The following is a 24,129-nucleotide window of genomic DNA, read 5'->3' on the forward strand; positions in this document are numbered from 1 at the left end:
GCCAACTCGCGCCCTGCGGCGCAACCCTGAAAGTAACTTGCACATCGATGTGCACCTTGTGCGTATACTCGTTCGCGTGAGAAAGAGTTTGCAGGTCTTGGGGCGCGACGCGATGCGACTCGTCCGTCAGCGCAGGGTGTGGGTCATCGTCATCGGTGTGCTCATCACGCCTGCGCTGTACGCGTGGTTCAACATCAACGCGTTCTGGGATCCGTACTCGAACACCTCGAGCGTAAACGTCGCCGTCGTCAACCTCGACGAGGGCGCCGATTCTGACCTCACCGGCCCGCTCGATGTCGGCGAGGAGGTCGTCGCCAAGCTCAAGGACAACGACGAGCTCGGCTGGGTCTTTATGGATGAGGGCGAGGCGCAGGACGCAGTCAAGCGCGGCGACGTCTACGCCACGATCGTCATCCCGTCAGACTTCAGCGCCGACCTCGTGAGCATTACGACCGACGAGTTCACGCAGCCCGCGCTGCAGTACTACGTGAACGAGAAGGCGAGCGCGATCGCGCCGAAGATCACCGACGTCGGCGCCTCGCAGCTCGACGCGCAGATCACGAGCTCGTTTACCGAGCAGGTCGCCGAGGCCGTCTCCGACGCGCTGAAGGAGGCCGGCGACGACACCGAGGGGCGCCTGGAGGGCGCGAAGACCGACTCCCTCAACGCCTTCGACGAGGCGACGCAGACGATCGATTCGGCGCGCGAAGAACTCACCGGGCAGGCCGCCTCGCTCGACGAATCCCGCGGTTCGCTGGCCTCGGCGTCTTCCACGCTCTCCGACGTCGACACGACGCTCGGCGACGTGCAGGTCGCGATCGAGCAGGCGAAGTCGCTCATCGCCGAGGCGCAGGATCAGGTGATCGCGTTCACCGACGCCGCGACCTCGGCCTACGTCGACGGCACGACGCAGCTCGCCGATGCCGCGGCCGCGGCGAACCTCGTCGTGACCGACCTCGGCGAGGTCGCCGACAAGGTGGGCCTCCGCGTCGACGGCGCCATCGAGCAGGTCAGCGCCGTCGTCGAGGCGAACGCCACCGCGATCGCGCGCCTGCAGGAGATCGTCGACACGGCCGAGCTCGATGAGGCCACGACCCAGCGGCTGACCGAGGTCATCGACACGCTCCAGCAGCGCAACGAGACCGATCAGCAGCTCCTCGCCGACCTCCAGAACCTCAACGACTCGGCGGGCGGCATGGCCGACGCGATCCAGGCGTCTGCCGACTCCGTCACCCAGGCGGTCAACGAGGCGCAGGGCGCCGCGACCGACCTCCGTTCGGCCCTCACCTCGACGGTGCCGGCGCTCAACAGCGCGATGTCGTCGCTCTCGACGAGCGCGGGAGAGTTCTCCGCCGCGATCGACGGCCAGCGCGACCAGCTCGTCCAGGCGCAGCAGCTGCTGGCCGAGCTCGACACCCAGCTCGTCTCGACCTCCGAGGCGCTCACGGCCCTCGACGGCAACCTCGCGGGGATCCAGGACGAGCTGCAGCTGGCCCGCACCGACATCTCCGCCCTCAGCGCGGCGTCGGAGTGGAGCGCTCTCAGCACGATCACCGGCCTCGACTCGGCCCAGATCGCGCAGTTCGTCGCCTCGCCCGTCGAGGTGTCCACACACGTTGTCTTCCCGATCGCGACCTATGGCTCTGCCATGGCCGCGCTCTTCACCAACCTGTCGCTGTGGATCGGCGCGTTCGTGCTCATGGTCATCTTCCGCACGGAGGTCGATACCGAGGGCATCGAGGGCATCACGGTGCGGCAGGCCTACTTCGGTCGTTTCTTCCTCTTCGCGATCTTTGCGGTGATTCAGGCGCTGATCGTCTGCATCGGAAACCTCGTCATCGGGATCCAGGTGGTGAGCGCGGCGGCGTTCGTCGGCACGGGCGTGCTCGTCGCCCTCGCCTACGTCAGCATCGTCTACGCCCTCTGCGTCGCGTTCGGCCACGTCGGCCGCGGCCTCTGCATCCTGTTCGTGATCATGCAGATCCCGGGCGCCTCGGGTCTGTACCCGATCGAGATGATGCCCGGGTTCTTCCGCGCCATCTACCCGTTCCTGCCCTTCACCTACGGTATCGACGCGATGCGCGAGACCATCGCCGGCTTCTACGGCAGCGACTACTGGCAGTTCCTCGGCGTGCTCGCCGTGTTCGTGCTCGGCGCCTTTATCGTCGGCCTCGTGGTGCGCCGCCGCTTTGCCAGCCTCAACGCGGTCTTCAACCGCGAGGTCGTCGCCACCGATTTGCTGGTCGGCGAGAAGGTGCAGATCGTCGGCGGCGGCTACCGCCTGCCCGACCTGATCCGCGCGCTTTCCGACCGCGAGGAGTACCGCGACGAGCTGGCCCGCCGATCCGAGCCGTTCACGCGCCGGTATCCCGCGATGCTGCGCACGACCGTGATCGCCGGCATCGCGGGCCTCGTCGTGATCGGCGTCATCGCCTGGCTCGTACCGGGCGGCAAGGCGAGCCTGCTCGGTGTGTGGCTGCTGTGGACCCTGCTCGTGATCGGCGTGCTCGTGACCCTCGAATACTTCAAGCAGAGCTTCGCCCGTGCGGGAGAGGTCGCGTCGCTCGGCGACGACGAGCTCCGCCGCGCGGTGGTGAGCGAAGGATCCCGCACTCGCGTTGCCGCGGGCGCCGACGGATCCGTCATACCCGAGACGGCCACAGACGGAGGAGACCGCGCATGAGGGACATCCTGCACCTGACCCGCCGCGACATCCGGCGCGCCACCTCGAGCGTGATGGCCGTGATCGTCATCTTCGGCCTCGTCGTGATCCCGTCGCTGTTCACGTGGTTCAACGTGATCGCCAGCTGGGATCCGTTCTCGAACACGAAGAACCTCAAGGTCGCCGTCGCGAGCGCCGACGAGGGCTACCTGAACGACCTCGTCCCGATTCGCATCAACATCGGCGACAAGGTTCTTTCTGAGCTTCGCGCCAACGACGACCTCGACTGGGTCATCACGACGGAAGACGACGCGATCGACGGCACGAAGTCGGGCGAGTACTACGCCGCCCTCGTGTTGCCGGCATCGTTCAGCACCGACATGATGACGTTCTACTCGGACGACGTCGAGCACACGAGCCTCGCGTATTACACGAACGAGAAGAAGAACGCGCTCGCGCCGAAGATCACCGATCAGGGCGCCGACGGCGTCTCGCAGCAGATCAACGAGGTCTTCACCGAGACGCTCAGCGACATCGCGCTCAGCGTCGTCTCGTCGCTCTCCGACTACCTCACCGACGTCGACACGCAGGCGGCGCTCACCCGCCTCGAGGCCCGCATCGGCGGCGTGGCCACGCAGCTGCGCGGCGGCGCGCAGACGGCCGACATGTTCACGAGCCTGCTCGAGTCGACGATCCCGCTCGTCGACGGGGCCTCGTCGCTCATCACCTCGTCCGGATCCGCGTTCGAGGACGCGTCGAGCGCGGTGGGCGGCGGAGCGGCCGCGGTCGACGAGCTCGGCGACGTGCTCGCGTCGTCGACGCAGGCGCTCTCCGACGCGATCTCGCGCACGGCCGCCGGCTACGACGCTGTCGGCGCGCGCATCGACGAGCTCTTCGCGCAGGGCGCGCAGCTCAGCGATAGCCAGGTGCAGGTGATCGACACGCTGGCAGGCCGCATGCAGGACCAGATCGACCACTACACCGAGCTGCGTAACCGGCTCGAGAACGAGATCCGCCCGATCCTGCCGGACGAGGCGCAGGACGCCTTCAGCGCGGTGCTCGAGCGCATCGATGCCGCGATCGCCGCCCAGCAGTCGGCGCACGACCGCGTCGCCCAGGCGGGGCAGGACATCGCCGACGGCTCGGCGGAGCGCCAGGCGAAGCACGACGAGATCACCGCGTCGATCGACGCCGCGAAGCAGGCGCTGCAGAGCGCGCAGGATTCGTACACGGGCTCGCTACAGCCGAAGCTCGACGAGCTCGCCGCGACGCTTTCGGTGATCGGGGCGGACGTCTCGTCGATCGGCGACGACCTGTCGGCCGCGGCCGACAGGCTGGCCGGCTCGGCCGGCGGCCTCCGCGACACCCTGACGGGCGCGCAGGAATCCACGCAGCGGATCTCGGAGTCGCTCACCGAGACGGCCGAGACGTTCGACAAGGTCGAGGCGGCCCTCGCCGACGCCGCCAAGACCGGCGACCTCAGCGCGCTGAACGACATCATCGGTTCGGATCCGAGCGTGCTGGCGACCTCGCTCGCGCAGCCCCTGCGCGTCGACCGCACGGCCGTGTTCCCGATCGTCAGCTTCGGCGCGGGAATGGCGCCGCTCTACATGGCGCTCGCGCTCTGGGTCGGTGCGCTGCTCATGACGGTCGCGATCCGCGTCGACGTGAACGCCGACACCCTGCCGGACCGGCCGGAGCTCTCGCCGACGAAGAAGTACCTCGGCCGCTACGGCATCTTCGGCCTGATCGGGCTCGCGCAGAGCACGCTCGTGACGCTCGGCCTCATCCTGTTCATCCAGGTCGAGCCGGCGAACGCGTTCCTGCTGATCCTCGCCGGCTGGGTCACATCGCTCGTGTTCACGCTGCTGATCTACACGGCGGTCGTCGCGCTCGGAAACGCGGGCAAGGCGCTCGCGGTGCTGGTGCTCGTCATCCAGGTCTCCGGATCCGGTGGCGCGTACCCGCTGCAGCTGCTACCGGAGTGGTTCCAGAACATCTCGCCGTTCCTGCCCGCGACGCACGCCGTCGCCGCGATGCGCTCGGCCATCGCCGGCGTCTACGCGAGCGACTTCTGGATCTCGCTCGGCACGCTCGCGCTCTTCGTTGTCCCCGCGCTGCTCGTGGGACTCGTGCTGCGGCGCCCGCTGATGTCGTTCACGCAGGGCCTGTCGAAGGCCATCGAGTCGACGAAGCTGATGTCACCGTCATGACCGATACAGAGACGAAGCCGGCCTCCGTGCGGCCGCGCCGCAGCGACGCGACCGCCAACCGCGAGGCGCTCATCGGCGCGGCGCAGTCGCTGCTCGCGGTCGACCCGAACGCCTCGCTCGACGCGATCGCGCAGGCCGCAAAGCTGTCGCGCCGCGCGCTCTACGGGCATTTCCCCGACCGCGAGAGCCTGCTCGACGAGGTGATCGCGCGCGGCGCCCAGCGGTTCAACGCGGTGGCGGAAGAGACCGACGATCCGGATCCGCGGGTTGCGATCGCGGGGCTCGCGGCGCGGCTGTGGCGCGAGGCTTCCGCCGTGCGGGCGGCCGCGAACATCGCGCTCGAGAACGCGCACGTTCTCGGCACCGTGCGGGCGCTGGCGCCGCTGCGCCGTCGCGTGCGCGCGCTCGTCAAGGCCGGTATCGAGTCTGGCGCGTTCCGCGGTGACATGTCAGACAGGGTGCTCGCGTTTCTTGTGGAGGAGACGGCGCGCGCGACGCTCCGCGAGCGCCGGCTGACGTCGAAGGATGGCGCCTCCACGGTTGTTCGTGTCGTGCTGAGCATCGTCGGCGTGCCCTGGACCGAGCAGGTTGCGCTGCTCGAGGCACACCCGGAGATCGTCGCGGCGGGGTGAGGGGACGTTTGCGGGTCCGCAGCGTGGACTGATGCGATGAGATGAGGGCCCCGGCATCGATCTGGGTCACCACACAGGATTGGTTCCGCGGAGTCCTGAGGCATTACGTCGCCCATGCCAGCGCGAAGCTCACCGCTGCAAATCGTCTTGAGATGGTTGGCGCCATCGTCGATGACTGGTCAGGGCCGCGTCGCCGAGCGATTCCATATGGCGCTCGGAGGCCTCTCACCCATCGACCGCGCCCTCAGGGTGCACAGGCGGAACCCCTACGTATCAGAGCGTCGCGTCGAGGGCTCGCGTGAGGTCGCGGATGAGGTCGTCGGCCCTCTCGATTCCGATCGAGAGGCGCACGAGCCCCGGCGTGATGCCGAGATCGAGGCGCTCGGGCTCGGTGAGCTTCGCGTGAATCGTGCTGCCCGTGTGGATCGCGAGGGTGCGCACGTCGCCGATGTGGGTCATGTGGCTCACGAGCTCGAGCGAGTCGACGAACGTGCGCGCGGCCTCGCGGCCGCCGGCGAGGTCAATCGAGATGATGGATCCGGCGCCGTCCGGCAGGTACTTGTCGGAGAGCGCGCGGTACGGGCTGCCCGCGAGACCGGGGTAGTGCACGGCCGTGAGCGCCGGGTGGCCCTCGAGCGCCTCGGCGATGCGCTGCGCGTTCTGCACGTGGCGCTCCATGCGCAGCGAGAGCGTCTCGATGCCGTGGAGCAACAGGAAGGTGCTCGTCGGCGGCACCGTCGGGCCGTACTCGAGCACGATCACCGAGCGCAGGTAGGCGCCGTACGCGCCGGATCCGTACCGATCGGTGAACGACTGTTCACCGCGGGATCCGGGCTGGGTCAGCTGCGGGAAGCGGTCGGCGTGCGCGGCCCAGTCGAAGCGGCCGCCGTCGACGATCGCGCCGCCGATCACGGCGCCGTGGCCCGCGAGCCACTTCGACGTCGAGTGGATGACGATGTGCGCGCCGAACTCGAAGGGGCGCTGCAGGTAGGGCGTCGCCACGGTGTTGTCGACGACGAGCGGGATGCCGGCGCGGTCGGCGACCTCGGCCAGCTTCTTGAGATCGACGACCTCGCCGAGCGGGTTCGGAATCGACTCGGTGTAGATCGCCTTGGTGTTCGGCCGCACCCGCGCGAGCCACTCGTCGACCGTCGCCGATTCGTCGATCGCCTCGAACGAGAGGCCCTGGCGCACGAGCGCCCCGCGGAACATCTCGCGCGTGCCCTCGTAGAGCTTCTTCGTCGTGAGGATGTGGTCGCCCGCAGACGCGAGGGCGAAGAGCGCCGCCGCGATGGCCGCCTGCCCGCTCGCGACGAGCACCGCGTCGGTGCCGCCCTCGAGGTCTGCGAGCCGCCGGGCCGCGACGACGTTGGTCGGGTTGTCGTTGCGCGAGTATGCGCGGCGCGTGCTGCGCCCCGCGAACCGCTCGACGCCGTCTTCGAAGCTGTCGAACTGGTAGCCCGCCGTCTGGTAGATCGGCGTGATGCGGGCCGACGCCTCGGCGTCGATGATCTCGCCCGCGTGCACCTGGCGGGTCTCGAAACCGTACTGCTCGTTCGTCATCGTGCTACCGCCTCGCCCATCGCCGTCAGTGCCTCCGCCAGGATCGGCCGCGGCGTCGCGAACACGATCCTCACGAAATCTTCGTACCCGCGGCCGAGCAGGCGCCCCTCGGTGAGGGTCACCCCGGCCTTCTCGCGGAAGAACTCTGCGGGAGCCTCGGGCAGGCCGAGCGCGGCCACGTCGATCCACCCGATGTAGGTCGCCTCGGGGGCGCGGTAAACGGATCCGGGAAGGTTCTCGGCGAGGAGGGTCGCGAGCGCGCGGCGGTTGCCGTCGAGGTAGGCGACGACCTCGTCAAGCCACGGCTTGCCGTGGCGGTAGGCGGCCGTCGAGGCGACGACGCCGAGCGTCGCCGCGCCGTGCGGCACCGAGAAGCCGAGCTTGGCGTAGGTGGCCTGGTCTGCGTCGTTCGAGGTGATGAGCTGGGCCGTCTTGAGGCCCGGCAGGTTCCAGGCCTTCGATGCGCTCGTGCCCGTGATCGTGTGGGCGGCCGCGGCCTCGGAGACCGACGCGTACGGCACGAACTCACGCCCGTCGAAGCGCAGCGGGGCGTGGATCTCGTCGGCGAAGACCCGGCCGCCGTGGCGCTCGACCACCTCGGAGATCGCCAGGAGCTCGTCGCGGCCCGTCACGGTGCCGGTCGGGTTGTGCGGGTTACAGAGGATCAGCGTGCGGGCGCCCGACGCGAAGGCCTCGTCGATGCGCTCGAGGTCGTAGCTCCACCGGCCGTCGACCTCGACGCCCGGCACCTCGATGACGGGGTGGCCGATCGACGGCAGGAAGCTGAGGAACGGCATGTAGGCGGGCGTCGGCACGATCACGGCGGATCCGGCCGGCGCGTACTCGGCCATCACCACGCCGAGCGCGGCCATGACGTCGGAGACCGCGTGCACGCGATCCGGATCCACCGACCAGCCGTACTCGGACGCCATCCACCCCGCGGTGGCCTCGCCCAGCTCGGCCGCGAGCGGCGGCGACAGGTAGCCGAGCGTGCCGTCGTCGACCGCGCGGTGCAGCGCCTCGGCGACGGGAGGCGCGACCCCAAAGTCCATCTCGGCAACCCACGCGCCGATGGTGCCCGGATGCAGACTCCACTTTCGGCTCTCGGGACGGTCGAGGCTCGCCCTCGTGATGGCGTCGAAGGGATGCGTTGTCGTCATGGCCTCTGGTTTCGGGGTGGGGATGCGGTGCTCTGACCACCCTATGCGGGGGCTCGGGCGCGAACGGAATGCCCCGTTCACGCGACGACATAATTGATCCCCTTACTCGAGCGCGTCTTCGAGCAGGCGCAGGATCTCGAGCGCGGCGCCCGGGTCGACCGAGTCCGGGATGGCGGATCCGAGCCCCGCGACCCAGTGCTCATGGAGGCGTCTGATGGTCTCGGCCGCGGTGTCGGTCAGCACGTACCTCACGACGCGGCGATCCTCGGTGCTGCTCTCGCGCCGCAGGAGCTCCTTCTCGACGAGCGAGCGGAGTACCGTGCTCGCGTTGCTCGTGCGCAGGTCGAGGTCGGCCGCGAGGTGCGACGAGGTGATCCCGGGATTGTGATCGATGTGCCGCATGACGTGTGCCTCGAGCGGTGTCAGTGTGATGATCTGCGGATCCTGCTGCATGCGCACGTTGAGCTTGCGGGCGACGTGCACGATGCGGTCGGCCAGCTCGATCAAGTCTTCGTCGCGGGAGGAGGTCATGCGTCCATCCTACGTTCACTTGACTTTAGAAACATAGTTATGTTGTCATAATTATATGACGACGACCGAACCCGTGCGCACAACCACCACGCCATCGCAGGGCGGAGGGATCGGCACAGCGACCCTGATCGCACTCGCGTTGCTCGCGGCCGTTGCCCCATTCGGCACCGACCTCTATCTCTCCGCCTTCCCCGCCATGACGAGCGACCTCGCGACGAGCGCCACCGGCGTGCAGCTCTCGCTGACCGCGTTCCTCGTGGGCGCGGGTGTCGGCCAGGTGCTTTTCGGGCCTTGGTCGGACCGCATCGGGCGCATGACGCCGCTGCTCACCGGGCTCGTGGTCTTCATCGCCGCCAGCGTTGTTGCCGTGGCGGCCGGGAGCATCGAGGTTCTCGTCATCGCCCGCCTCGCGCAGGGCCTCGGTGGCGCCGCCGGGATGGTGATCGGCCGCGCCATGATCCTCGACCGCGAATCCGGCCCGGCCGCCGCCCGTGCGCTCAACCTCATGATGATGATCGGCGGCGTCGCACCCGTCATCGCGCCCCTCACCGGAAGCCTCCTGGCCGACGCGATCGGGTGGCGCGGCCTGCTCGCGATCGTCGGAGCCCTCGGCGTGCTCTCGCTCGCCGCAACGCTCGCCTTCGTGCGCGAATCGCGACCGAAGGCGGTGCGGGTCGCCGGCACCGGCGGATCCTGGTCCGGGCTGCTCAGTCGCGGATACGTCGGCCCCGTGGTCGCCTTCGGTTTCAGCATGGCGGTCATGATGGCCTACATCTCGGCCTCGCCGTTCGTCTATCAGGACATGATCGGGCTCTCGACGCCGATGTACGGCCTGGCGTTCGCGGTCAACGCGATCGGCCTCATCGTCGCGACGGCGATCTCGTCGCGCCTGACCCGCCGGTTCTCGATCCGCGCGCTCACGGCCGCGGGCCTCGTGATCAGCCTCGCGGCGGTGGTCGTGATCCTCGTCCTGACGCTTACCGGCGCGCCCGCGGCGTGGCTGATGCTTCCCCTCTTCCTCGCGATCGCGCCGCTGGGCCTCGTGTTCGGCAACGCCACGGCCCTCGCCCTCTCGGCCGTTCCGCCCGCGGCGACGGGAGCCGCCTCCGCCTTCCTCGGGCTGCTGCAGTTCGTGCTCGCCGGCATCGTTGCCGCCCTCGTCGGCGACGGATCCACCCTGCCCCTTGCCCTCACGATGCTCGCCTCGGCGATCATCGCCCTGCTGGGCCTCGCGCTGGGGCGGAAGCGGGCGTAGCTTCCGGTCGCACAATCTGTCCCTCCGCGGGCCGGGAGGAGCAGTTTGAGCGACTGGAGCAGCCAAGGCCGTGGTTCCGGTTCGGGAATCTGCTCTAGAAATGGCCGGGAGGAGCAGATTTCCGAACGGGAAACAGCTAGAGCGACCTCGCCGGGCCCGTTGACGCCCTCGTTACCAGGCGCGGGGTTGAATCTAGGAAGGCTCCGGCGGCGCGGCCGTCGATCGCATCGAAGAGGCGGCGGCCGACGTGGGATCCGAAGCCGATGACGTCGTGGCTCAGCGCGGTCAGGCGGGGGAAGGTGTGCTCGCAAAGCACCGAGTCGTCCCACGCGATGATCGACACGTCGTCGGGCACGCGCAGCCCGAGCTCCATCGCGACGGTGAGCCCCGCGACGGCCATGATGTCGTTGTCCGAGACGAAGGCGGTCGGCGGTTCGGGCGAGGTGAGCGCCGACCGGAAGGCCGCCGCACCCGCCTGCGCCGTGTAGTCGGTGCGCAGCATGAGCCCCTCGAGGCCGAGCTCTTGCATCTCGACGGCGTAGGCATCGTCACGGATCCGCGTGTGCGCGAGCCCCTCGGCTCCCGCGATGCGCGCGATGCGGCGGTGCCCGAGCGCCGCCAGGTATCGCACCGACTCGCGCATCGAGGTGGCGTCGTCGGTCCAGACGTTCGGCAGCCCGCCGGCGACCGACGGATCCCCCACCACGAGCACCGGAAGCGACGAGTCTTCCTCGAACATGCGGATCCGCGGGTCGTTGTCGCGCACGTCGACGAGAACGACGCCGTCGACCCGGCGCGATCGGCGCCACCGGTCGAGCGTCGCGATCTCCTCTTCGGGCGACGGCACCACCTGCAGCAGCAGGCCGTATCCGCGCTTGGAGAGCTCCTCCTCGAGACCGAAGAGGAAGCGCATATAGAACGACTCGATACCAAGCGCCCGCGGGTCGCGCGCCAGCACCATGCCCACGACGCTCGTCGACGCCCCGGCGAGCGATCGCGCGGCGCTCGTCGGACGCCAGCCCATCTCGTCGGCGATTGCGAGCACCCGCTCGCGCGTCTCCTCGGAGACCCCCTTGCGCCCGTTCAGCGCGAACGAGACGGCGCTGATCGACAGGCCGGCACGCTCCGCGACGTCGTTGATCGTGACGCGCTTGAGGTGGGGAACTGAGGAGGGCACGTCAAAACCCTACGCCGAGCGGCGCCGCGGGGCGCGCACCATCAGGATCCGGAGACCGCGATCGACGCGCCCGCGTGCAGCGCGTGCCCGCTCGGCAGCTCCGCGAGGCGCTCGGCGCCGTCGAGCCCGTCGCCGTCTGCGGCGACCACCCGCGCGCTGGGCCGCCCGTGCGCGAGCGCGCGCTCGAAGGATCCGCGGATCAGCTCCGAGCGGAACACCCCGCCGATCGCTGCGACGGGTTCGTCAGCGGATCCCGCGGACGTCCCGCGCCCCGCGACGCCGGATCCCGCGCGCTCACCGCGCGACGGCGCGGCCGCGCCCGAGCGAGCCGCGCCGGATCCGGAAGTCGGCTCGCTCGCGCGATCGAGGTCCGCGGCGCCGTGCCCCGCGCTCAACCCCGCGCCGGATCCGGAAGCAGGTCCGACCCCCGCGCCGGATCCGCCATCAACCCGCGCGAGACCCGCGATCACGGACGCGGCGAGCTCGGCGCCCGCGCGCCATGCGATGCGCGCCGCGACCTCGTCGGTGCCGGCGTGGGCGTCGACGGCCGCCGCGAGCGACGCGACGACGCTCACGCGGTTGGGGTCGCTCTGCAGATCGATGTAGGCGTCTTCGAGATCGGGCCATCGCTCGCGCACGACGCCCACGAGCGCCGTCGCGGGCCCTCGGCCGTCGTGCGCGCGCATGACGGCGTCGAGGGCCTCGCGGCCGATCCAGTAGGCACTGCCGGCGTCGCCCATGATATTGCCCCAGCCGTCGACGCGCGCGATGCGCGTCGCGCCGACGGCGAGGGCGACGGCGCCGGTTCCCGAGGCGATGACGGCTCCGGTGCGGTCGCCGAGCGCCCCGAGGTAGGAGGTGATCGAGTCGTGGGCGAGCAGGATCCGCCGGGGGCGGGATCCGGGAAGCGCGGCCAGCAGCGCGGCCGCGTCGGCCTCCGCCGAGGTCAGCCCGGACACCCCGAACGACAGGCTGTCGATCGGGTCATCGCCCGCGAGCGCCTCGACGACCGCGACGAGCTGCGGGATGAGCGGCTCGTGCGTGCGCACCCCGGGGAAGAGGCGATCGGCCGCGCCGGCGCCCCGCGCCTTGATGCCGGTCTGGCCCGCGTCGATGGCGAGGCGCAGGCCCGCGCTCACCGACCGACCACCAGCTGGTTCGCGGTGCGGGTGACCTCGGCGCGCAGGATCTGCTCGACGGCGAGCTCGCGGATCCCGGACACCCGGAACACGCCCGTCTCGCCCGGCAGGAGGGTGACGAGGCCGCGGTCGACCGCCGCGTCCGGGGCGATCTTGTCGACGAGCAGCGTGATGTCGCGCGCGAGTGCCCCGGCGGTGATCGCGACGTCGAACGCGTCGTCGCCCGCGCGGGTCACGGTCGCCGAGAGCGACGGATCCTGCAGCGCGCTGTCGCGCGGCTCGTCGAACCACCACACGCCGCGCTGGCCAAGCGCCTCGGCCGTGAGCGCCACGGCCGCGTCGGTCTCGGCGAGCTCGGCCGGTACGTCGACCCGCACGGTCGACCAGGCGTCGATCGACGCGGGCACCGAAACCGATGCCGCGACCGTGCCGTCGAAGCCCACGCGCCGCAGCACGACGTCGCCCGACCACGCCTCGGCCGTCTCGTTCGTCAGCGCGACGACGAGGCCGTCGCCCGACGGCTGCACCGACACGGCGCGGGGCGCGAACGCCTTCCTCAGCGCGAAGAGCAGGGGCTTCTCGCGGCCATCGCCGTCGATCGCCGCCCACGAGGTGACGGGCCAGCAGTCGTTGAGCTGCCAGACCACGGCGCCCGCGGTGTACGGCGCGTGCGAGCGGAACCACTCGAGCGCGCAGAGCACGGCGTCGGCCTGGTTGAGCTGCATCGCCCAGTGCCACGTCTCCATGTCTTCGGGCTTGCGGTAGTGCGGCACGAGGCCGCCCGTGAGCTTCGCGTTGCCGTCGATCGCCTTCTGGTGCACGATCATGCCGGGCGACTCGGGCGTCAGCGGGGCGTCACTGATCGACCGCGTCAGGGTGCTCCACGCGGGCGGACCCTGCCAGCCGAACTCGGCGACGAAGCGCGGGCGGTGGTTGCGGTAGGTGCTCCAGTCGAGGCGGTTCCACTGCTCCCAGAGGTGCATGGTGCCGTGCGTCTCGGCGTTGGGGTGCGGCCCGGTCTGGGCCTCGCCGTCCCACCCCATGCCGGGGCTGAACGGGCTGCCGGGCGCGTAGGGCACGTGCGGGGCGATCTCGGCGATCGTTTTAGGCAGCAGCTCGTAGTAGTAGTGCGCGCCCCAGGTCTTGCCGTCGAGGCGCTCGTTCCAGCCCCAGTCTTCGAAGCCCCACAGGTTCTCGTTGTTGCCGGTCAAGAGCACGAGCGACGCGTGGTGCGCGATGCGGGCGACGTTGTCGCGCGCCTCGGCCTCGATCTCGCCGCGCAGCGGCTCCTCCTCCGGGTAGGCCGCGCAGGCGAAGAGGAAGTCTTGCCAGGTCAGCAGGCCCAGCTCGTCGGAGAGCTCGAAGAAGTCGTCGGCCTCGTAGATGCCGCCGCCCCACACGCGGATCAGGTTGACGTTCGCGGCCTTCGCCTGCTCGAGGCGCCGGCGGTAACGGTCGCGGTCGACGCGCGTCGGGAACGCGTCATCGGGGATCCAGTTGACGCCCTTCACGAAGATCGGGCGGTCGTTGACGACGAGCTGGAAGGGCGCGCCGGCCTCGTCGGGTTCGGTGTCCCAGCGCAGGCTGCGGAAGCCGACCTTCCGCGACGCGGAATCGATCGGATCCGTGCCCGCGCGCAGCTCGATGTCGACGTCGTAGAGCGGCTGCTCGCCGTGGCCCGCGGGCCACCAGCGCTCGGCGTGCTCGAGCTCGACCGTCAGCGAGACGGCGTCGTCTCCCTCGGCGATCTCGACGGTGCGCTCGACGCCCGCGACCGAGACGGCGAGCGTGAGCGCGCCGGCGCTGGCGCGGACGAGGTCGGCGTCCACGCGGACGAGCCCGCCGGATCCGTCGGGTTCGGCGCGCACGAGCACGCGATCCAGGCGCGCGGCCGACCACGACTCCAACCGCACGGGGCGCCAGATGCCGCTCGTTGCGGTCGAGATGCCCCAGTCCCAGCCGAAGCTGCAGGCCGACTTGCGGATCGCCTCGTACGGCAGCGGGTAGGGCCGCTCGCGCGAACCGAGGATCACGCTCTGCTCGTTCGCGTATCGGATGGGGCTGCGGAAGTCGACGGCGAGGGTGTTCGCGCCCTCGGCGAGGATGTCCGTCACGTCGAGGCGCCACTGGCGGTGCTGGTTCGCGACCTCGGCGAGCACCCGGCCGTTGAGGCTGATGGTCGCGACGGTGTCGACTCCCTCGAATACGATCTCGTGGCGGTCCGATGCCGCCAGCTGCGCGGCCGAGACGTCGAAGGTCGTCTCGTAGCTCCAGTCGACGAGGCCGATCCAGGCGAGGCGCGACTCGTTGTCGTCGAGGTACGGATCCGGGATGAGCCCGGCCGCGAGGAGGTCGAGGTGAATGACCCCCGGCACGGTTGCCGGCACGGCGGATCCGGGAACCTCGGCGGGCCCGCGCGCCGCGCGGACCTGCCAGCCGTCCGAGAGCGGGCGGCGGGTGAGAGAGGGGTAAACGGCGGTCACTTGACGGCTCCTGCAACGAGGCCCTTGTAAATCCACTTCTGGAGGAACATGAAGGCGATGACGGTTGGGATGATGACGACGATGGTGGCGGCGGCGATGAGCTCCCACTGCGCGCCGAAGGGGCCCTTGAAGCGGAACAGCGCTGTCGAGATGAGCGGCTCCGACTGCAGGTAGAGGAACGGCAGGTAGAACTCGTTGTAGATCGCGATGCCCTTGATGATGACGACCGTCGCGATGGCGGGCTTCAGCAGGGGCAGGATGATTCGCCAGTAGATCGTCCAGCGGTTCGCGCCGTCGAGCAGCGCCGCCTCGTCGAGCGAGACGGGGATCGACTGCATGAACTGGATGAAGATGTAGATCGCGATGATGTCGGTGCCCATGAAGAGCAGCACGAGCGCGGCCTTCGTGTTGTACAGGCCCAGGCCGTTGATGATCTGGAACGTGGCGACCTGGCTGGTCACGCTCGGGATGAGCGTCGCGATGAGGAACAGGCCCATGATGAGCTTGCGCCCGCGGAACTCGAAGCGGTCGACGGCGTATGCCGCCATGGTGCCGATAAGGATCGTTCCGGTGAGCGAGATCGCCAGCACGATCGTCGTGTTGACGAAACCCTGCAGCATGTCGGCCTTGTCGATCGCCGTCACGAAGTTCGAGAAGTTGAACCAGTTCTCGGGCGGCGTGAGCGGGCCGGTGTTGCTGTATTCCTCGCTCGTCTTGAGGCTGGCGAAGAGGACGACGGAGAGCGGGAGCAGCACGAGCACCGCGGCGATGATGAGCGACGCGTACTTGAGGGTGGGGGCGAGTGCACGTTTCATGTCAGGTCGACCTTCTCGTCGGGGAAGAACTTGCGCTGGAGCCACGTGACGATCAGTACGATGGCGAGGAGGATGACGGCCATCGCCGACGCGAGCCCGACCTGCCGGAACTGGAACGCCGTCTGCACCGTCTGGATCACGAAGGTCGACGTGCCGTTGGCGCCCGACGTCATGATGTAGGGGATCTCGAAGACCGACAGGCTGCCCGAGATCGCGAGGATGAACGAGAGCCCGATGATGCGGCGGATGCCCGGGAAGATGATGAAGCGGAACTGCGCCCACTTGCCGGCGCCGTCGAGCTCGGCCGCCTCATACAGCTCGGACGGGATCGACTGGATCGCGCCCAGGAACAGCACGAAGTTGAGGCCCGTGTAGCGCCAGACCGACGTCGACGCGAGCGAGAAGTTCGCGATCGACGAGTCGCCGAGCCACTGCGGCGGATCCGCGAGCCCGAACCAGCCGAGCACGGTGTCGAGCGTGCCGCCGGGCTGGAACAGGTAGAGGAAGACGAAGCCGATGGCGACGCCGTTGATGAGGTACGGGAAGAAGAGGATTCCGCGGAAGAAGTTCGAAAAGCGCGTCGAGAAGCTGAGGAGCGCCGCGAAGTAGAGCGCGATCGCCATCTGCACGAACGAGGCGACGAAGTAGTACAGGCTCACCCCGAACACCGCGAAGATCTTCGGGTTCGTGAAGACCTCGATGTAGTTATCGAGGCCGACGAAGTCGTCGACCTTGCCGAAACCGGTCCAGTTGTTGAGGCTGTACCAGATCATGTTGGCGGCCGGCGCGTAGGTCAGCAGCATGAGCAGACCGACCGCGACCGCCACGAAGAGGTACGGCGTGAGGGCCGTCAGCAGCTGGCGCCCCGAGGCCGTGCCCCGGTGGGGTCGTCGGCCGCGACCGCCCGTCGTGAGGGTGACCGTGGCGTCTTCGCTCACGGCTGGGGGTGTGCTCATGTTGCGTCTCCTGGGTTCTTTCGCGCACGGCTGGTGCGGCCGGCGGGCTTGGGGGCGCCCGCCGGCCGCAGGTTTTTCGGGATCCGTTTTCCGGATCCGTTTGCGGGATCCGGTTTTGGATCCGCTGGCGGCGTTAGCCGGCGAGCTGGTCGACCGCGGATCCCCAGCGCTCGTTGAGGTCGGCGAAGAAGGAATCCTTGTCGCCATCGGCCTGGCCGCGGGCGACATCGACGAGCTGCTGGCGGTAGATGTTGCCCCAGATGTCGACCTGCGACGCGTCGGCGACCGAGCTCAGCAGCCCCTCTTCGCCCTCGGGCGCCGGGTCGTTCTCGATGAGTTGCACGCCCGCGTCCTCGAGCGAGGAGAGGTTATCGGGCAGGTCGGCCGACTTCACGGCCGAGATCATGCCCTGCGAGTCGGTGAAGCCCGAGTCTTCGATGAGCCAGTCGAGCCACGCGTGGGCCGCGGTCTTGTGCGACGAGTTCTTGTTGATCGCGAGCTTGTAATCGCCGCCGATCGTCGAGAACTGCTCGCCGTCCTTCGACGACGGGAAAGCCATGAATCCGATGACGTCCTCGGACGCGCCGGCATCGGTCGCGGCGGTCTGCAGCTGCGAGATCGCCCACGAGCCGAGCACCATCGATCCGATCTTGCCGGTCGCGAGGTCGGTCTTCGACTGCTCCCAGTTGGTCGTGAGCGGGTCGGCCTCGTTGAGGCCGGCGGCCACGACGTCGTACAGCAGCGAGTCGATCGCGTAGATGTCGGTGCCCTCGGTCCAGGGCGCCTTGTCGTGGGCCATCTCGTTCTGCGCGCCGGAGTTACCCGTGATCGCGTCGATGTTCGACGTCCACTGGCCGCCGAGCGGCCAGCCGTCCTTGTAGTTCGTGTAGAAGGGCGTCGCGTCGGTCTCGGAGGCGATCTTCTCGAGCGCGTCGAGGAACTCGTCTTCCGTCGTGGGCAGCTCGGTGATGCCGGCGGCCTCGAAGACGTCCTTGTTGTAGATCACGCCGTTGGCGGTGCCGCCGAGCGCGAGGCCGTAGACGTCGCCGCCGTAGGCCTTCTCCGAGACGAAGCGGTAGTCGTCCGTCAGCTCGTCGACGGTGCCGAGCGGCTCGAAGAAGTCGGGGAATTGGTCGGCGGGAACCTCGGGGATCAGCAGCACGTCGCCGTAGCCGTTGGGGCTGCTCATGCGGGTGCGGACGTCGTCGGCGTAGTTGGTGATCGCCTCGACCGTGACGTTGATGTCGGGGTAGGTCTTCTGGAACTCCGCGACGTACGCGTCCCAGGTGCCGTCGGCCTCGAGGTCCGTGCGGTTGGTCAGGAACGTGATGTCGCCCGAGAAGTCGCCGTCGTCGCCGGACTGGTCGGACGAGCCGCCAGAGCACGACGTGAGCGTCAGCGCCAGCGCCGCCGTTCCAGCCAGGGCAATCATTGCCTTGCGTGTAGCCATGTGATGTCTCCTCATTGATGACGGGGTATCGCACCGACGCTCAGGGCCGCGGCGGAGTGATGTCAGCGTAGGACAATTGATCCGCTTTTGTAAAGCGCTTCAGTAATTTCTGTCCGATCGTGTCCTCCCGTTTTTTCAGGCGACGCCCGTGATTACGCGGAAGGCGGGAGCCCGTGGTGAACTAATGTCCTTCGTCGACTAAAGTATCTTTTAGTACACAAGGGAGTTGCTCGTGACCATCCACCAACGCGCGACGTTGCAGGACGTCGGACGGCTCGCCGGAGTGAGCCCGAAGACCGTCTCGCGCGTCTTCAATCACCGCGACCAGGTCGCGCCCGAGACCGTCGAAATCGTGCTCGCGGCGGCGAAGCGCCTGCGGTTCCGGCCGAACACGCTCGCGCGCGGGCTGCGCCGCGGCGGCACCAACACCGTCGGCTTCATGATGGGCGAGCTCGGCAACCCGTTCTATTACAAGATCGCCGAGGGCATGGAGCGCGAGCTCGCCGGACACGGGTACGCCCTCATCGTCGCGACAACCGACGACACCGCCGAGGGCGAACAGCGGGTCGCCGACGCGCTGCTCGCCCAGCGGATCGGAGCCCTCGTGCTCGTGCCCGCGTCGCCCGACCAGTCGCACCTCGAGGGCGAGCGCCAACTCGGCACCCCGATCATCGCGATCGACCGGCCGGCGCGAAACGTCGTCGCCGACTCGATCGTGCTCGACAACAGGTTCGGCACCGAGGAGGCCACGCGGCGCCTGCTCGCCCGCGGCCATCGGCGCATCGCCTACGCCTGCAGCCCCGCGTCGGTCTACTCGCAGGCCGAGCGCATCGCGGGCTATCGCGCCGCGATGGCGTCGGCCGGCGTGACCGACACCTCGGCGTGGGAGCGCCTCGAGGATGACCGCACGGTGTCGCTCGAGCGCATCGTCGGATCGCTCCTGGACGCGCCCGAGCCGCCGACCGCCCTCATCTGCGGCAACAACCGCATGACGATCGGGGCGCTCCGCGCCCTCCGCGGGCGCCACGACGACCACACCGCACTCGTCGGATTCGACGACTTCGACACCGCCGACGTCATCGGCGTCACCGCGATCACCTACGACCCGGTAGAGGTGGGCCGCCGCGCGGCCCGCCTCGCCCTCGCCCGCATCGCGGATCCATCGGGCTTCAGCCAGCAAATCACGATGCCCACCTGGATCGTCGAGCGCGGCACGGGTGAGCGCCCCGTTCCGGTTTGAGAATCGGTCCCTTATCGGCTGGGGAGGAGCAGTTTCCCAAACGGGAACCTTGGGCGGCCGGGTTCCGGTTTGGAAATCTGCTGTTCGTTGGTGTGGGAGCAGCAGTTATCCGAACGGGAGCGTGGGGTGTCCGGTTCCGGTTTGAGAATCGGTCCTTTGCCGGCTGGGGAAGAGCAGTTTTTCGAATGGGAACCTTGGCTGCCCGGGTTCCGGTCGCGCAATCGGTCGTTCCGGTACCCCGGGAGCAGCCGTTTGCGCGACGGGAGCGTCTCGCGTCCGGTTCCGGCCGCCCAATCGGTCATTCCGGCACCCCCGGAGCAGCAGATTGAGCGACCGGAACTAGGGGGTGGACAGCGGCAGCGCCACCGTGAAGCTAGCCCCGCCGGTGTCGCTCGACACCTCGACGGTGCCGCCGTGGGCCTGCACGATCGCGGAGACGATCGAGAGGCCGAGGCCGGCGCCGCCGGAGGCGCGGTCGCGGGCGGATCCGCCGCGTGCGAAGCGGTCGAACAGGCGCGGCAGCACGTCGGGCGCGATGCCGGGGCCCTCGTCGGCGACGGTGATGCGGGCGTGGGTGTCGTCGTGGGTGACGCTCGTCGTCACGCGGGTTCCGGGCGGGGTGTGCATGCGCGCGTTGCCGAGGAGGTTGATGACGACCTGACGGATCCGCCCCGGGTCGCCGACGATCTCGACGGCCTCGTCGACCTCGACGAGCCACTCGCGGGTTGGATCCGCGGCGTGCGCGTCGTCGACGCTCTCGATCGCGATGAGCGCGAGGTCGACGGGTTCGTGCCGCAGCTCCTGGCCGGCGTCGAGGCGGGCGAGCAGCAGCAGGTCGTCGACGAGGCGGCCCATACGTTCGGCCTCCGACTCGATGCGGTCGAGCGACCGTGCCGGATCCGCGCCGTCGGCGAGCGCGAGCTGCGCGTATCCGCGGATCGACGCGAGCGGCGTGCGTAGCTCGTGGCTGGCGTCGGCGATGAACGCGCGCAGGCGATCCTCGCTCTCCTGGCGCGCGCCGAGCGCGTCTTCGACGTTGGTGAGCAGGGCGTCGAGCGCGGCGCCCACCCGCCCGACCTCCGTGCGCGGATCATCGGCGAGCTCGACGCGCTCGGGGAGCGTCACGGCACCCTCGGCGAGCGAGCGCTGCGAGACGCGCTCGGCGGTGTCGGCGATGCGCCGCAGCGGGTGGGTCAGCGTGCTGACGAGCAGCGCGATTCCGGCGGCGGCGATGATGATCGCGGTGAGGGTGACGGCGCCGAGAATCGCGCCGAGCGAGGTGAGGGTCGCCGTGACGTCGCGCGTCGACTTTCCCGACACCACGACGCTGTCGTCGACGGTGCGGTCGGCGACGCGGAAGGATCCGATGGTGCCGCCGAGGTCGACGGTAACGGGCTCGGTCGTCGATTCGACGGCGTCCCAGAGCGTCTGATGCTGCGTCGCGGTGAGCGAGACGGCGTCGCCGTCGGGGCCGACGTACGACGAGCTGATGACGGATCCGTCGCTGCCGAACACGACGCTCAGCGTATCGATGCGGGGCCGGGGACCGGATCCGGAGGGTGCGTCGGAGCCGGGACCTCCGGGGCCGGGTTTGACCGCGAGGTCGAGCCCCACCTGCACGTCTTGGTTGAGGCGTTCGTCGAGCGAGGCGCGTAGCGCGAAGACCGTCGCGGCCGCCGAGAGCAGCAGCGTGACGAGCACGAGCAGGGTGACGCCGACGATGAGCCGGCGGCGCAGCGGCCAGCGGCGGATCGCGCCCGCCAGGCTCACGGCGTGGCCGGCTTGATCGTGTAGCCGACGCTGCGCACCGTGTGGATCATCGCGGGGCCGAGCGAGTCGATCTTCTTGCGCAGATACGAGATATAGATTTCGACGACGCCCGACTTGCCGCCGAAGTCGTAGCTCCAGACGTTGTCGAGGATCTGGGCGCGGGTGAGCACCTGGCGCTGGTTCTGCATGAGGTAGCGCAGCAGGTCGAACTCTTTCGCGGTGAGCGTGATGGGCACCCCGCCGCGCTGCACCTCGTAGCTGCGCTCGTCGAGCACGAGGTCGCCGACGACCAGGGGCTCGTCTTCGTTGCGCGCGCCCACATAGCGCCGCGCCATTCCGCGTACGCGCGCCACGACCTCCTGCAGGTTAAAGGGCTTCGTGACGTAGTCGTCGCCGCCGGCGGTGATCGCCTCGATGCGGTCGTCGACGCCATCCTTCGCTGTGAGGAACAGCACGGGAACGTCGTTGCCGGTGGTGCGCAGGCGCCGCAGCACCTCGAGGCCATCGATGCCGGGCATCATCATGTCGAGAATCACGACGTCGGGCGCGAACTCGCGCACGGTGTTGAGGCCGTCTTGCCCGTTGTTCGCCGACTCGACCTGCCACCCCTCGTTCTGCAGTGCCATGGTGAGGAGCTCGGCGAGGTTGCGCTCATCGTCGACGACCACGGCCCTCACGGGGCTGCCGTCGATTCGCGTGAAGGCCTGGGGAGACGCCGCACTAGTCATGGCTTAAGTGTCGCGCATCCCGGAGGCTTCGAGTGGCGGGACGCGGCAAGTCTTATCGACACTTAGCGGGCTTCATATCGTTCGTGAATATCGGGCCCGTTGTATGGGATCCAGACAGCAACCGACGAAGGAGAACGCCATGCTGACTGCAAAGACGAAGAAGCTGACCCTCGGCGCCGCAAGCCTCGCGCTCGCGGCCAGCATGATCCTCACCGGGTGCGCCGCGGCGTCCGGGGGAGCGACGACGACGACCACGACGAGCACCTCGAGCAGCACGGCCGCCTCGAGCTACTCGAGTGACAGCGACGACGCGGCGACGACGAGCGAGACGATCTCGAGCGTCTCGACGGCGGTCGAGTCGTTCCTCGCGACCCTGAGCGACGAGCAGCGCGAGACCGTGCTCTATGCCTACGACGACGAGACGAAGACGACGTCCTGGTCGAACTTCCCCGCCACCTTCGTCGAGCGCGCGGGCCTGAACCTCAACGACCTCACCTCGGAGCAGCGCGCCGCGGCGATGGCGGTGCTCGAGGCGCTCCTGAGCGACGAGGCGTACGAGACCATCACCGGCATCATGGGCGGCGACGAGTACCTGCTCGAGAACTCGAGCAGCACCGAGACCTCGCTCGGCCAGTACTACATCGCGTTCTTCGGCGACCCGACGAGCGACGACGCCTTCGAGGTGCAGTTCGGCGGACACCACCTCGGCATCAACGCGACCCTCGAGGTCACCGAGAACGCGATCACCTTCGCCCCGACGCACCTCGGCGTGCAGCCCGCGGTCTACACCGACTCCGAGGGCAACGAGGTGCAGCCCTTCGACGGCATCTACACCGACGCCTTCGCGTTCTTCGACAGCCTGACCGACGAGCAACAGGCGACCCTGACCTCGGGCGACGTCAGCATGTGCGCTCCCGGCGACACGTGCGACTTCAGCACGGGCGACGGCCTGACGGGCGCCGACCTCACCGACGAGCAGCGCGAGCTCCTGCTCGATCTCATCGCGAACTGGGCCGGAATGGCCGACGAGGAGACCACGGCCGACGCCCTCGCGAAGATCGAGGCGACCCTCGAAGACACCGTCATCGCGTGGTCCGGGGAGACGAGCTACGACATGAGCACGGGCGACGGCATCTCGTTCTCGATCTCGGGCCCGAACGTCTACATCGCCTTCCAGGCGCAGCAGGGATCCGCGGGTGCGGACGTCGACGGCGTCTCGACCTCCGGATGGGGTCACGTGCACACCATCTACCGCGACCCGAGCAACGACTACGCGAACAGCGTGACGCAGCAGGCCGCGTCCGGCATGTCCGGCGGCCCCGCGGACGGATCCTCGGATGGCGGCTTCCCGGGCGGCGACCTCCCCGACGGCGCCGCCCCTGGCGACGGCGAGATGCCGACGGACGCGCCGGCGGACGACGCCACGGCGACCGAGTAACCCGCTCCCCTCAGACCGCGAGAGCACCCTCGATGCTGCCGAGGGTGCTCTCGCCTTTTCATGCAGGAGGCCGCCCCGTTCACCCTCCGGACACCCGCGCGACACCGCGCGTGACGGATCCGCGTGTTCACTGGCGCGATGGGTTTAAGGTCTCGCGTTTTCATCGGTTCGATCGCAGTCGCGGTGGTCGCGCTGCTCGCCGGCTGCACGGCGCCGGACACGGCGGATCCGGCGCCGGCAACCGCGAGCCCGGCCCAGCAAACCCCGACCGTGGATCCGTACGCGCCGGTTCCCGAGCCGGGCCGCACAATCGAGGCGGATCCGCCCGCGGAGGCGCGGGATCTCGCGGGCTGGGTCGTCGCGCTTGTCGTGTCGAGCGACGACGCCGAGTCGCGCTCACTGACCGACGCCGCGCGGGAGGCGGCCGAGCGCGAGGGCGCGCTCGTCGAGGAGTTCGTGGCTGACGGGGGAGCGATCACCGTCGAGTCGGCGTTCGACGACGCGCTCGCCGTGGAGCCCGACGTCGTGATCGGGCTGGGGGAGCGCACGTCCGACGTGTTCTCGTACCTGACGGCGCAGTGGCTCGACCAGCAGTTCCTCATCGTCGGCGCGCAGCTGCCAGAACCGACCGATAACGTGACCGCCGTCATCTGGGAGGGCGCGACGTCGCGCGGATCCGGGGCCCCGGCCGACGGGGATCTCGACGCCGCCGGGACGACGCCGGCGCGCGTCGCGGGCGCGATCGCGGCGGGTCTCGGATCCGTCGCCGACGGCACGACGGGCGTCGTCCTGAACCTCGCAGAGTGACGACTTCGCCTCGTCGTTAGGTGAACGACACTCGTTGTTCATGAGGGGGTCGGGTGGGGGTCATCTGACCTCTCCAACGTGTTGCGGGTGCGTTTTTGTAACGTACCAAT

The 24,129-nt window shown here is 69.2% G+C and carries 18 protein-coding genes; 7 read left to right on the forward strand and 11 right to left on the reverse strand.

Going from position 1 to position 24,129, the window contains the following annotated elements:
- The first annotated feature begins 76 nt into the window (after positions 1–76).
- From DTO57_RS08685 to DTO57_RS08695, 3 genes are read left to right on the forward strand one after another with little or no spacing between them, the layout of a single operon-like run.
- Positions 77–2,683, forward strand: coding sequence for a YhgE/Pip domain-containing protein (locus DTO57_RS08685; RefSeq protein WP_114117798.1), 2,607 nt, complete (start codon positions 77–79; stop codon positions 2,681–2,683).
- Positions 2,680–4,875, forward strand: coding sequence for a YhgE/Pip domain-containing protein (locus tag DTO57_RS08690; RefSeq protein WP_114117799.1), 2,196 nt, complete (start codon positions 2,680–2,682; stop codon positions 4,873–4,875). Before DTO57_RS08685 ends, DTO57_RS08690 begins: the two co-directional genes overlap by 4 nt.
- On the forward strand, positions 4,872–5,507 hold the full coding sequence (locus DTO57_RS08695) for a TetR/AcrR family transcriptional regulator (RefSeq protein ID WP_114117800.1): 636 nt from the start codon (positions 4,872–4,874) through the stop codon (positions 5,505–5,507). Before DTO57_RS08690 ends, DTO57_RS08695 begins: the two co-directional genes overlap by 4 nt.
- Before the next feature lie 273 nt (positions 5,508–5,780).
- On the opposite strand, the gene DTO57_RS08700 is transcribed toward DTO57_RS08695, so the two are convergent.
- From DTO57_RS08700 to DTO57_RS08710, 3 genes are all read right to left on the reverse strand, one after another.
- The gene (locus DTO57_RS08700; protein WP_114117801.1) at positions 5,781–7,070 is read right to left on the reverse strand and encodes an O-acetylhomoserine aminocarboxypropyltransferase/cysteine synthase family protein; all 1,290 of its coding nucleotides are present in this window, start codon (positions 7,068–7,070) and stop codon (positions 5,781–5,783) included.
- Positions 7,067–8,230, reverse strand: a complete 1,164-nt coding sequence (locus DTO57_RS08705; RefSeq protein ID WP_114117802.1) for a MalY/PatB family protein — start codon at positions 8,228–8,230, stop codon at positions 7,067–7,069. Before DTO57_RS08705 ends, DTO57_RS08700 begins: the two co-directional genes overlap by 4 nt.
- Positions 8,231–8,332: 102 nt before the next feature.
- Positions 8,333–8,761 carry a MarR family winged helix-turn-helix transcriptional regulator gene (locus DTO57_RS08710; protein WP_114117803.1) on the reverse strand — a complete coding sequence of 143 codons (429 nt, stop codon included), beginning with the start codon at positions 8,759–8,761 and terminating at the stop codon, positions 8,333–8,335.
- Positions 8,762–8,816: 55 nt separating this feature from the next.
- On the opposite strand from DTO57_RS08710, the gene DTO57_RS08715 reads away from it, so the two are divergent.
- Positions 8,817–10,016 (forward strand): multidrug effflux MFS transporter, encoded by a 1,200-nt coding sequence (locus DTO57_RS08715; protein WP_114117804.1) that lies wholly within the window; start codon positions 8,817–8,819, stop codon positions 10,014–10,016.
- A gap of 136 nt (positions 10,017–10,152) precedes the next feature.
- On the opposite strand, the gene DTO57_RS08720 is transcribed toward DTO57_RS08715, so the two are convergent.
- The 6 genes from DTO57_RS08720 to DTO57_RS08745 form a co-directional block, all read right to left on the reverse strand.
- Positions 10,153–11,193, reverse strand: a complete 1,041-nt coding sequence (locus DTO57_RS08720; RefSeq protein ID WP_114117805.1) for a LacI family DNA-binding transcriptional regulator — start codon at positions 11,191–11,193, stop codon at positions 10,153–10,155.
- Between the two features lie 41 nt (positions 11,194–11,234).
- Positions 11,235–12,332 (reverse strand): N-acetylglucosamine kinase, encoded by a 1,098-nt coding sequence (locus DTO57_RS08725; RefSeq protein WP_114117806.1) that lies wholly within the window; start codon positions 12,330–12,332, stop codon positions 11,235–11,237.
- Positions 12,329–14,815, reverse strand: a complete 2,487-nt coding sequence (locus DTO57_RS08730; RefSeq protein WP_114117807.1) for a glycoside hydrolase family 2 protein — start codon at positions 14,813–14,815, stop codon at positions 12,329–12,331. Before DTO57_RS08730 ends, DTO57_RS08725 begins: the two co-directional genes overlap by 4 nt.
- A complete protein-coding gene (locus tag DTO57_RS08735; protein WP_114117808.1) occupies positions 14,812–15,630 on the reverse strand; it encodes a carbohydrate ABC transporter permease in 819 nt (272 codons plus the stop codon). The genes DTO57_RS08730 and DTO57_RS08735 overlap by 4 nt, the downstream gene beginning before the upstream one ends.
- Positions 15,627–16,586 carry a carbohydrate ABC transporter permease gene (locus DTO57_RS08740; protein ID WP_114117809.1) on the reverse strand — a complete coding sequence of 320 codons (960 nt, stop codon included), beginning with the start codon at positions 16,584–16,586 and terminating at the stop codon, positions 15,627–15,629. Before DTO57_RS08740 ends, DTO57_RS08735 begins: the two co-directional genes overlap by 4 nt.
- A 133-nt stretch (positions 16,587–16,719) precedes the next feature.
- The gene (locus DTO57_RS08745) at positions 16,720–18,036 is read right to left on the reverse strand and encodes an ABC transporter substrate-binding protein (RefSeq protein ID WP_187346612.1); all 1,317 of its coding nucleotides are present in this window, start codon (positions 18,034–18,036) and stop codon (positions 16,720–16,722) included.
- Positions 18,037–18,268: 232 nt separating this feature from the next.
- Here DTO57_RS08745 and DTO57_RS08750 point away from each other — a divergent pair, with 232 nt between their 5' ends.
- Complete coding sequence (locus tag DTO57_RS08750) at positions 18,269–19,276, forward strand: LacI family DNA-binding transcriptional regulator (protein WP_114117890.1); 1,008 nt, start codon at positions 18,269–18,271, stop codon at positions 19,274–19,276.
- Between the two features lie 339 nt (positions 19,277–19,615).
- On the opposite strand, the gene DTO57_RS08755 is transcribed toward DTO57_RS08750, so the two are convergent.
- The gene (locus DTO57_RS08755) at positions 19,616–21,046 is read right to left on the reverse strand and encodes a sensor histidine kinase (RefSeq protein WP_229730637.1); all 1,431 of its coding nucleotides are present in this window, start codon (positions 21,044–21,046) and stop codon (positions 19,616–19,618) included.
- Positions 21,043–21,774 carry a response regulator transcription factor gene (locus DTO57_RS08760; RefSeq protein ID WP_114117810.1) on the reverse strand — a complete coding sequence of 244 codons (732 nt, stop codon included), beginning with the start codon at positions 21,772–21,774 and terminating at the stop codon, positions 21,043–21,045. The genes DTO57_RS08755 and DTO57_RS08760 overlap by 4 nt, the downstream gene beginning before the upstream one ends.
- Before the next feature lie 139 nt (positions 21,775–21,913).
- Between DTO57_RS08760 and DTO57_RS08765 the strand changes: the two genes are divergently transcribed.
- The gene (locus DTO57_RS08765) at positions 21,914–23,212 is read left to right on the forward strand and encodes a DUF3500 domain-containing protein (protein ID WP_114117811.1); all 1,299 of its coding nucleotides are present in this window, start codon (positions 21,914–21,916) and stop codon (positions 23,210–23,212) included.
- A gap of 138 nt (positions 23,213–23,350) precedes the next feature.
- On the forward strand, positions 23,351–24,019 hold the full coding sequence (locus DTO57_RS08770) for a BMP family ABC transporter substrate-binding protein (RefSeq protein ID WP_162785714.1): 669 nt from the start codon (positions 23,351–23,353) through the stop codon (positions 24,017–24,019).
- Positions 24,020–24,129 lie beyond the last annotated feature (110 nt).

Source organism: Microbacterium sorbitolivorans (assembly GCF_003327285.1).
Taxonomy (GTDB): domain Bacteria; phylum Actinomycetota; class Actinomycetes; order Actinomycetales; family Microbacteriaceae; genus Microbacterium; species Microbacterium sorbitolivorans.

Coding starts and splice junctions, on each gene's coding strand:
- DTO57_RS08690 (WP_114117799.1), top strand. CDS start 2,680: ATGAGGGACATCCTGCACCTGACCCGCCGCGACATCCGGCGCGCCACC.
- DTO57_RS08695 (WP_114117800.1), top strand. CDS start 4,872: ATGACCGATACAGAGACGAAGCCGGCCTCCGTGCGGCCGCGCCGCAGC.
- DTO57_RS08700 (WP_114117801.1), bottom strand. CDS start 7,070: ATGACGAACGAGCAGTACGGTTTCGAGACCCGCCAGGTGCACGCGGGC.
- DTO57_RS08705 (WP_114117802.1), bottom strand. CDS start 8,230: ATGACGACAACGCATCCCTTCGACGCCATCACGAGGGCGAGCCTCGAC.
- DTO57_RS08710 (WP_114117803.1), bottom strand. CDS start 8,761: ATGACCTCCTCCCGCGACGAAGACTTGATCGAGCTGGCCGACCGCATC.
- DTO57_RS08715 (WP_114117804.1), top strand. CDS start 8,817: ATGACGACGACCGAACCCGTGCGCACAACCACCACGCCATCGCAGGGC.
- DTO57_RS08735 (WP_114117808.1), bottom strand. CDS start 15,630: ATGAAACGTGCACTCGCCCCCACCCTCAAGTACGCGTCGCTCATCATC.
- DTO57_RS08740 (WP_114117809.1), bottom strand. CDS start 16,586: ATGAGCACACCCCCAGCCGTGAGCGAAGACGCCACGGTCACCCTCACG.
- DTO57_RS08745 (WP_187346612.1), bottom strand. CDS start 18,036: ATGGCTACACGCAAGGCAATGATTGCCCTGGCTGGAACGGCGGCGCTG.
- DTO57_RS08760 (WP_114117810.1), bottom strand. CDS start 21,774: ATGACTAGTGCGGCGTCTCCCCAGGCCTTCACGCGAATCGACGGCAGC.
- DTO57_RS08765 (WP_114117811.1), top strand. CDS start 21,914: ATGCTGACTGCAAAGACGAAGAAGCTGACCCTCGGCGCCGCAAGCCTC.
- DTO57_RS08770 (WP_162785714.1), top strand. CDS start 23,351: ATGGGTTTAAGGTCTCGCGTTTTCATCGGTTCGATCGCAGTCGCGGTG.